We start from the raw sequence: 7,817 nt of genomic DNA, 5'->3' as shown, positions 1-7,817 counted from the left end.
GGGTAGCGATTATTGCTCACGGATTGCACGGATTTACACAGAAGCTTAGAGGTCTGTGCACGTCTGTGGAATCCGTGAGAAAAGAACAGCGGAACTGTGTTGAGGATCTTATGGCTCACCGGAGATTGCACAGCATTACGCAGACCATAATATTACCCGGGTATTCATTATATGCGATATCCGCAAAAATCGGAAGAACCCTCAAATGTTATGTGCCAGCACGGGTACGCCCGGTTTTGTTGTGCATTAAAATACCTATCTTTCCTGTATGAAGATGCGTCCGGAAAAATATTTGAAGTATCTTTTTCTCCCCAACCTGTTTGAGCTTTTTGGTACAGAACGGACCCGGGAGATCCTGTCTGTTAACCCGACAGTTGTACCCAAAAGGGAAGAAGCGCAACAGGTGATCATTACAGCGTATTGTTATAGTAAAGAAAGTATAGAAGAGCGAAAGGACATTTCTTTACAGGAGGCGCTGGCACTAAAGGAAAGCAATAAGATCGTATGGGTCAATATTGACGGGTTGCGTAAATCAGACGTGGAAACGGTAGGTGCCCGCTATGGCATTCACCCTTTGTTGCAGGAAGATATCCTGAGCGTTGACCAGCGGGCTAAAATGGATGAAGTGGATGATATCCTTTTCTGCCTGGTGAATATGCTCTATTACAACGAGCAGAAAAAATCCGTGGACCAGGAACAGATCAGCTTGGTGCTGGGCCGTAATTTTGTGATCACCTTCCAGGAAGATCTCAACAGGGATGTATTTACGGCATTGAGGGGGCGGCTGAAACTGCCTGCCAGTAAGACCCGGACCAAAGAAGCGGACTATCTGTATTATACCCTGCTGGATACTATTGTAGACCATTATTTTATTGTAATGGACAAACTGGGAGATGAGATCGAAGACCTGGAGGAAGAGATCATCCGCAGCGCCAGCAAGCGGACGCTGGCTTATATTAATTCCCTGCGCAAAGAACTGATCGTTTTAAAAAGAACGATTTACCCGGTACGCGAGGTGATCGGCGGGTTGATCAAAAGCGAAAGCGAGCTGCTGACGGAATTGAATGAGCGTTATTATAAAGACGTGTATGATCATATTGTGCAGGCCATTGACCTGGTAGATAACTACCGGGATATGCTTACCGGTATGCAGGACCTCTACCTGAGCAACGTGAACCTGAAGATGAATGAAGTAATGAAGGTTATGGCTATTGTAACCTGCCTGCTTGCGCCGGCAACGGTGATCGGTGGGATCTTTGGAATGAATTTTAACGTGCTCCCCCTCACCAACCAGCATTTTGGTTTCTGGATCGCCGTTACGGCCATGATCCTGATCCCCATCTGGATGCTGCTGATCTTTAAAAGAAAAGGGTGGTTCTGATGGTGTATTAACAAGTAGTAGCAGAAAAAACTTCCATTTTTTATGCGGCTGCAACTTCAATAGTCTTTTATCCGGTCCTATTTTAAAGTGCCGTCTGATACTAACGAATGCTTTTGTGCAGACCCAAAAATTGTTAATAACAGATATATCAAACTTCGGCAATAACTACAAAATGGGAATGGAGATCCGGTACCAGAACAGGTTTTACCGGCCAAAAATGCTAGCATGCTTTTTATGCCGACTATAAATCAGTAATGCCCTGGCTCTTCTTCTATTTCCTCAGGTGCGCCGGCTGTTTTATGGATTACTACACACTATGCGTCCTGTAAAGATGAGGCAATGCATTCTTTTATTGTTTGTTTTTACCTGCGCAATAAGCAGCCGGGGACAGCGGAACGTTCCGGTTCATATTGTAAGAGAAAGCAATTTGATCTGTGGGTTTTCGACCAATGCGGTTATTGATTCTTCTTTATGGCAGCGGTATCTGGATGACCGGCTTTTTCTGGCGCCGGAAGTCACAACAAAAATTCCGGAGGGCGTTTATGAAGTAGAGATCCTGTATATTGTTGATACATCCGGGTGGTTTCATTTATACAAAGTGCGTAAAGACCCCGGGTTTGGGCTGGGAAAACGGGTGGAGCAGCTACTGCTTAAGGGCTGCCCGTATCGCTGGTCTCCTGCAACACAAAACGGCCGACCGGTTAAATCCTATCACCGTCAACTGCTTGTTTTTGACACGAAACACTGGCGGGGTTATAAATAGCGGCTATTTTCTTTTAAAAACAGGTACGGTATACAGGGCCCGCCAGCGCAACTTCCTGCATAATTTCTCTTAGTGCCTGGAGGGCTTCATCCTTATTAGAAGGGTTATATACTTCATGCAGCCATTCTTTTATCATAACTGGGAAATTGATTGTATTATAAGGGAAAGGCTTTCCTGTTTTGGGGCGTTATGCAGCCATTCTCTCATCTGTTGGGTATCCAGGTTTTTTAGCGCTTCTTTATCCATACGTAAATTTTCAAGGAGATAGGTTTTGGCAGCTGCAATACTTCTGAAAAGTGCGCCGGAAGTTGTAATGATCTTGTCAAGTAAAGCCTTTTCAGGAGATGCAATCAATGCAAATTGATTTTCGGGCAGAGCTGTTTGGATGATTCCAAAAGCATAATAAGGAAGTGCCAGATGTGTGTAGCTGAATACTCCCATTACCGTATTAAAATTTCTGGAAGCTTTGGTGGTCATAGACACCGTTTCAAATACTCTCTCGGGGATCAATCGATAATGGGTAAGTGCGCTGTCGCCCGATATATAACTCGGGCCCAGCAAGTGGTTGGCCACTAAGAATTTAGACGGTTTTGTTGTTTGCAAAGCTTCTCCTGCAATGTAAAGACCTTTCTTTAACGGGGTTAATATGCCACTTTTATAAGTGTATGCACTTTGTCATTTGGCTGACTATACCCGTTTAATAAAGATAAAATAAATTGACGGGGCAATGGTTTATTGGCCTGTCTGCTTATTTCCTGTTGGATGTTCATAGTGGAAATGTAAAATTTTAGTAAGAAAACCGAAAAAAAACAGATTATCTTATTGAAATTTCACATAAAAGCTATTTCCGTTTATACACCGGCACTGTACTACAGGGCTCGCCATACATCAGGCTTTTAACCACGGGTAGCAATTTTAAAGAGATGGCGGCGTATGCGTCTTCAGATACCGGAATATCGCCGCAGCCCTTGATCACCACGCGGGCATCGGTAAAGGCACCGGCATCAATGTCCTCAATATTTTTCAGCAGCCACTTGGTTTTGATAGCAGCTTCATCTCCAAGGCTTACAAATTTTGCTACCGGCTGCAGGTAGCTTACGGTCAGCATATAGGCCCAAAGCGGTATAATGGCGTCTGCGGAGCAAACGATCCCTACCAGCTGGTTTTCATAGACCGACCAATCCTGCTCTTTGAGGGCTGCGCGAAAATCCTTTTCCTTCAGGATCAGGCCCATAAAGAGATAATCTTTAATGTCGAACAGCACTACAGGTTCTGCAGGATAATACGATTCCAGGTTGAGGGTAATGATCCCGCTTTCCGCTACTTTATTTCTGATAATAGGTTCCATAATGATAGAACAAAGTTACGCCGGTGCTGGTTTATTTCTGCAGCCCGGAAGATCAAATAAAAAGCCCCGCCAAAGCGGGGCTGTAAAAAAGATATGTTGAAACGATCCGATTAATAGAATTTACTTCTGTAGTCTTTGATCGTAGCCGCTTCCCGCAGTGCCTGGATCGATTGGAATTGCGCCTGCTGTTTGGCTTGCATATAACGCATTCTGCGGATCTCATCCGGGTTTTGTGCCGGTGAGGGGGTACTCATTAAATTGTCTACACGTATTACATAAACGCCCTGCGATCCGGCAATGGCTTCCGGCACTACTTTTTGCAGGTTGGCCTTGTTAAAGGCGGCTCCAAGCACTTTCGGCTCAAAACCAATAGCGGAAGGTGTTTGGCCATTGAAGCGCAGGCTATCGGCTGTTTCAACCTGCTTTTTCAGTACGGTAGCCGCTGCTTCCAGCGTAGTGACCTTCCCGATCTTATCAGTAATGATCTTTGCTTTCTTCTGGTTGATGAGCAGGGGCTCTACCCGCGCACGCGCCTTAGCGGTGCTCATGGTACCTTCTTTGTTGATTTCCGTAACCAGGCCCACTACATAGTAATCGCCTACTCTTTCGGGCTGTACCACATCTCCCAGGTCTGCCTTATAGACGTTCTTCACAAAGGCACGGGATGCACCCAGGCCCTGGATCATTGCACCGGTGGGAGGAATATCGGAGGCAATAGATTTCAGGATGCCTTTTTCTGCCATCAGCTTTTCTGCAGCAGCATTAAACGTCTTTTGGTCCGTAGCCTGCGCCGCAAAATGCGTGGCTGCATTGCTTGCCGTGTTATCGGTTTCCTGGCTGGCTTCGATGGGTTTGGTTACATAAGCGATCTTATAGCCGGTTGTGCTTCCTTTGGTGCTGAGCACTTCAACAATATGGTATCCGTATTCCGTCTTTACAATGCCTTTGCTGCCCGCAGGGTGGGTAAAGATATAATCGTTAAAAGCCGGTGTCATTTGTCCGGAGGGTACGTTATCGAAAACGCCGCCGGTTTGTAAACTGCCACCATCGGTAGAGAACTTTGCCACAAGGGTGTCAAAGCTGGAACCTTTTTGTAAAGCGGTAAACAGGCTGTCGGCCAGTTTACGGGCAGTGGCAGAATCTCTTAAAGGGATCTGCTGACCGGTCTGGGGATCCTGGGTGGCTAAACCGATAAGGATATGCCGCACTTTTACCGTATCCGGCATATTGGTGGTTGCTACAATTTTTGCAAGCGCATAGTTGTTCGCATCCACATAAGGGCCATAAATATTGCCGGTACCTACTTTGAGGATGGAATCCTTCATGGGCACCTGGATGCGGTTGCTGCTGATAAACCCGTCGTAATAGTTATTGATCCCTTCGCTTACCAGGAAGTCTTTTACATTGTGGGCACTGTCAAAAGCCGGCTTCAGGTCCAGCAGACGCTGCCGGGCTGCAATGCTGTCGGCTCCGTTGGGTTGCGCATTAAAGGCAACATAGGCAATGCTGCGGCTTTCCTGCTGTTTAAAGTCGGTTTTATGTTTGTTGATATAGTCCTGGATATCACTTTCGGTGATCTTTACCGAGGAATCGGAAACGCTGGTGTAGGGTTCTGAAACAAAAGATACTTTCGACATCAGGGCGTCATCGGCACTTTGCTTTTCGATCATCCATTTTGGAAAATTGATACTGGTTGTTAACAGGGCATCGTATTTTTCAGCCTTGCGTTGCAGGATCAGCTGATCCAGGAACAGGTTGATCTGTGCTTTTTGCTCAGGAGTTCCTTTGGATTTTATCTGGTTGATCTGTGCCTGCGCTGCTGCTGCATCAAATTTTCCGGTTTGCGGATCGGTGAAGCCCTGTGCCAGCTCCTGGGGAGGGTTGGCGCCAAAAAGCAGGTCATTCAGTTCTTTACGTCCCACATCCAGGCCCAGCTTTTGGGATTCCTGAGAAAGCAGGATGCGCGATACCTCCTGGCCCCAGGCCATTTCGTTGGCCTGTTGTGCCGCGCCTTCGCCACCGCTCATGCCCTGGGCCTGCATCATTTGTGTTCGCTGCTCCACCAAAGCGCTGAATTCGGGAAACTCAATTTTTTCCCCGTTTACTTTTCCAATCGTCCGGACATCCCCGGTAAAGAGGCTGCCCCCGTTCTCAAAAGCAAGCATCACTACAAATATGACTAATGCAAGCCCAATAATTACGGCCATTACCTTGCCATATTTGTCCTGGATCTTCTGTATTACTGACATGTTAAAAAGATAGTTAATTAAAAGGTTGGCAAAAATAGCGTTTTTAAAGATATCAACAAACTGTGGAAAAATGGCGGTGAACAGCCGGTGAAACTGCTGTCCGGAAGCGGAAAGTAGCTGGATAAAAAGGTCTTTTTAGCTTTTCCGGACCACTTCATATACATCTTTCCGCCGGTCTGCCAGGTTTTTAACGCTTCCGAACCTGTGTAAATGCCGCAGGAGGTCGATGTCCACGTCCCCGATCACTACCATTTCGGTATTGGGCGTGGCTTCTGCCTCAATGCCATTGGAAGGAAAGGAAAAGTCGCAGGGGGTCAGGATCATGGATTGTGCATACTGGATATCCATATTCTGTACCTGGGGCAGGTTGCCTACATTGCCGGCAATGGCCACATAACATTCATTTTCAATGGCGCGGGCCTGTGCGCAATGCCGTACACGGAAATAGGCGTTTTGTGTATCTGTAAGGAAAGGCACAAAAAGAATGTCCATCCCCTCATCTGCCAGCAGGCGGCTTAGCTCGGGAAACTCGGAGTCGTAGCAGACCAGGATGCCTACTTTGCCGCAATCCGTATCAAAGGTCTTTACCTGGTTGCCGCCCACCATGCCCCATACCCGCTCTTCATCGGGGGTTACATGGATCTTTTCATATTTATCTATAGAGCCGTCGCGGTGGCAGAGGTAGCCCACATTGTAAAGGCGGCCGTCCACTACCTCCGGCATGCTGCCGGTGACGATATTTATATTGTAGCTGATAGCCAGTGCCGCAAACCGGTCCCGTATAACGGCGGTGTATTTTGACACCTCTTTTACTGCATCGGCAGCGGAAAGATGATTGTATTCTGCCATCAGCGGAGCGTTGAAAAACTCGGGGAACACCGCAAAATCGCAACGGTAGCCGGAAACCGTATCTACAAAGTATTCCACCTGGGTCATCATTTCCTCCATGTTCTTGTAAAGCCGCATTTGCCATTGTATCAGCCCCAGCCGCACCACCCGCTTGAGTGGAAAGGCCTGTTCGCTCCGGTCTTCATAATAAATATTATCCCATTTCAGGAGCACGCCGTATTCGTTGGACTGCAAATCGCCGTGCAGGTAATTTTTTATAATACGCACCGGGTGAAAGTCGTTGGAGAGCTGAAAGTCCAGCACCGGATCATGCAGCTCTTTTTGTTTTACTTTCTGGATGTACTGGCTGGGTGTAAGTTCCTGCGCATATTTATGGTACCCGGGTATACGACCTCCAAATACGATCCCTTTCAGGTTCAGGTGTTCTGCCAGCTCTTTCCGGTAATCATATAAACGCCGTCCCAGGCGCATGCCGCGGAACTGGGGCTTGATGAATACATCGATGCCATATAAAATTTCACCCTCCGGATCGTGCGAGTTAAAAGAATAATTTCCTGTGATGCTTTTATAATTATGCCGGTTGTTCACTTTTTTTTCGTCCACGATAATGGAAAGGGCACAGGCCGCCATTACTCCATTTATATAGATCACTACCTGGCCTTCGGGAAAAAGATTGATGAGCCGGTTGATCTGTTCCCGTTGCCAGTAGCTTTCGGGCATACTGGGGTAGGAGGCGATCATGGTCTCTTTAAGGGCATCGTACTGGTCCTTTTCAAGTGTTTTTATTTCGATATTGATCGCGTCTGTCATACGAACAAATTTAATGTAAATATCCTGCGGTTGGTCCGATGCAACAGGGCAAACGCATCTAAATTGGGTGAAGAGAGCACACCGGGAGCATTTTCAGGCACTGTAAGTGCCTCGTGTTTATAGCAAGATATTAAGAGCCTGTTTAAAATTCATTCAATGGCTTTATTATGGCTGTTTTGGGCTGCAACTGCGTTAAATTTTTCGCCATAGTGGCCTACTATGCCTGCAAAATTTTCCTTGTTTCGCTCCAAAATAGCTTCATAATAAATTCCATCAATAAAATTTAAACAGGCTCTAAAGGGGAAACCCCGGCTCCTGTAGGAGCCGCGTAAAATTTCGGGCCCAACAAACACGCGGCTCCTACAGGAGCCGGGGGGATAAAACAGCAGATTACTATAAACACGCTGCTCCTCCGGA

At 46.8% G+C, this 7,817-nt stretch carries 8 protein-coding genes; 2 read left to right on the top strand and 6 right to left on the bottom strand.

Features of this window, described 5'->3' with window-relative positions:
- The first annotated feature begins 268 nt into the window (after positions 1–268).
- Together corA and BLS44_RS26050 are read left to right on the top strand one after the other, a co-directional pair.
- Entirely contained in the window at positions 269–1,381 is a 1,113-nt protein-coding gene (gene corA / locus BLS44_RS26055) for a magnesium/cobalt transporter CorA (RefSeq protein ID WP_090393696.1), read from the top strand.
- Between the two features lie 331 nt (positions 1,382–1,712).
- Complete coding sequence (locus tag BLS44_RS26050) at positions 1,713–2,144, top strand: hypothetical protein (protein WP_176954565.1); 432 nt, start codon at positions 1,713–1,715, stop codon at positions 2,142–2,144.
- 13 nt (positions 2,145–2,157) lie between these two features.
- On the opposite strand, the gene BLS44_RS27060 is transcribed toward BLS44_RS26050, so the two are convergent.
- The 6 genes from BLS44_RS27060 to BLS44_RS26890 form a co-directional block, all read right to left on the bottom strand.
- A complete protein-coding gene (locus BLS44_RS27060) occupies positions 2,158–2,280 on the bottom strand; it encodes a hypothetical protein (protein ID WP_262492885.1) in 123 nt (40 codons plus the stop codon).
- Positions 2,277–2,621, bottom strand: a complete 345-nt coding sequence (locus BLS44_RS26895; protein ID WP_218127827.1) for a hypothetical protein — start codon at positions 2,619–2,621, stop codon at positions 2,277–2,279. The genes BLS44_RS27060 and BLS44_RS26895 overlap by 4 nt, the downstream gene beginning before the upstream one ends.
- Positions 2,622–2,985: 364 nt before the next feature.
- Positions 2,986–3,492 (bottom strand): DUF2480 family protein, encoded by a 507-nt coding sequence (locus BLS44_RS26040; RefSeq protein ID WP_090393694.1) that lies wholly within the window; start codon positions 3,490–3,492, stop codon positions 2,986–2,988.
- A gap of 110 nt (positions 3,493–3,602) precedes the next feature.
- The gene (locus tag BLS44_RS26035; RefSeq protein WP_090393693.1) at positions 3,603–5,741 is read right to left on the bottom strand and encodes a peptidylprolyl isomerase; all 2,139 of its coding nucleotides are present in this window, start codon (positions 5,739–5,741) and stop codon (positions 3,603–3,605) included.
- A gap of 135 nt (positions 5,742–5,876) precedes the next feature.
- On the bottom strand, positions 5,877–7,400 hold the full coding sequence (locus tag BLS44_RS26030; protein WP_090393692.1) for a bifunctional GNAT family N-acetyltransferase/carbon-nitrogen hydrolase family protein: 1,524 nt from the start codon (positions 7,398–7,400) through the stop codon (positions 5,877–5,879).
- Between the two features lie 149 nt (positions 7,401–7,549).
- Positions 7,550–7,817: hypothetical protein (locus BLS44_RS26890; RefSeq protein ID WP_218127826.1), on the bottom strand; the 268-nt coding region annotated here is incomplete at its 5' end.

It is taken from the genome of Niabella drilacis (assembly GCF_900101395.1).
Classification (GTDB): domain Bacteria; phylum Bacteroidota; class Bacteroidia; order Chitinophagales; family Chitinophagaceae; genus Niabella; species Niabella drilacis.
Note: the sequence above shows the minus strand (reverse complement) of the source record. Positions and strands in the feature narration are given on the sequence as shown.